The sequence below is a fragment of the Brevibacillus soli genome, assembly GCF_044759095.2.
GTDB lineage: Bacteria > Bacillota > Bacilli > Brevibacillales > Brevibacillaceae > JBIYSM02.
In genome coordinates, this window is sequence record NZ_JBIYSM020000100.1 from 1 (window position 1) to 1116 (window position 1116).

General features: G+C 44.4%; 1 protein-coding gene. It reads left to right on the forward strand.

The annotated features are described in order from the left end of the window. Window positions 1–130: 130 nt before the first annotated feature. Window positions 131–1116 (forward strand): IS110 family transposase (locus ACE99V_RS20290; protein WP_400493003.1); only part of this gene is annotated, 986 nt, incomplete at its 3' end.

Consider the following 1116-nt stretch of genomic DNA (forward strand, 5'->3'; position numbering starts at 1 on the left):
TTATAAATTCTGGTGTATGAAATAATGTCCTTAAACAAAGGAAAATCCCCAGCGACTACGGAAAAAAGAAGTACCTGACAGGGAACTTCAATCAAACACACCTATCATCACAATAGGAGGTTGAAGTCGCATGGGGAAATCCTTACACATTCAAGGGCGTAAGGGAAACAAGTTCAGTCAACAACTGAGAGGTGTTAACTTGGAGCAAGTGCTCATCGTAGCAATCGATGCCGCAAAACTCCACCAAAAAGCCCTCATATGCAATTTTTTCGGCGACATTATTGTAAAGCCCTTTTTCTTCTCTGTCAACGAGAGCGGAATTCAACTGCTTTGCGACAGAATTAAACAAGCCGAAAAAGATTGTGACGCAGTCCGCATATTTCTAGGTGTTGAAGCCACAGGACATTACTACGAGGACATTGTTCGAATCCTGGCTAAGCATGGCTATCAAGTGCAGATTATCAATCCTTACACTACAAAGGAAGAACGTGCTAGTGCCCTAAACTGGTGTAAGACAGATGATCTTGACTTAGTTGCCATTGCTTACGCAATGGTTGGCAATAAAGCCACGGAATCGAAACTGCCAGAAGGTCATTATCGTCAACTTCTTACACTAACCAGGGCAAGGAGATCAGAAGTACGCAAGCGATCCACTTTACGGATGGAAATCAGAGGATTAATGGACGTCATCTGGCGGGAGTACCAAGGGTTCTCCTCCAACGATCACGGTAAACCAACAAAAACAACTGTCTTTAGTGATATGTGGGGGAAATCCTCTCTCTTTGTGATGAAGCACTATCCTCATCCAAGTATGGTGATGTCGCTGGGAGAAACGGGACTTCGTGAAATATCTCGGAAGCATAATCTTAAAATCCGCTCTTCCACCATCCAAAAGCTGCTTCGCGTCGCTAATCAAGCGTTGTCACGCCCGAAGGAGGAACTGGGTGCTGAGCTTCTCCTTTTAAGGATGAAACTCGAAGATTTAGAACGATACGATGAAAAAATCACGCGCCTCGAACAAGAGATTGAATCTGTCCTGCTTCAAACCGACGGAAGATTATTACTCTCCATACCTGGTATAGCCGTTGTAACTGCAGCCGAAGCGTATGCGGAAAT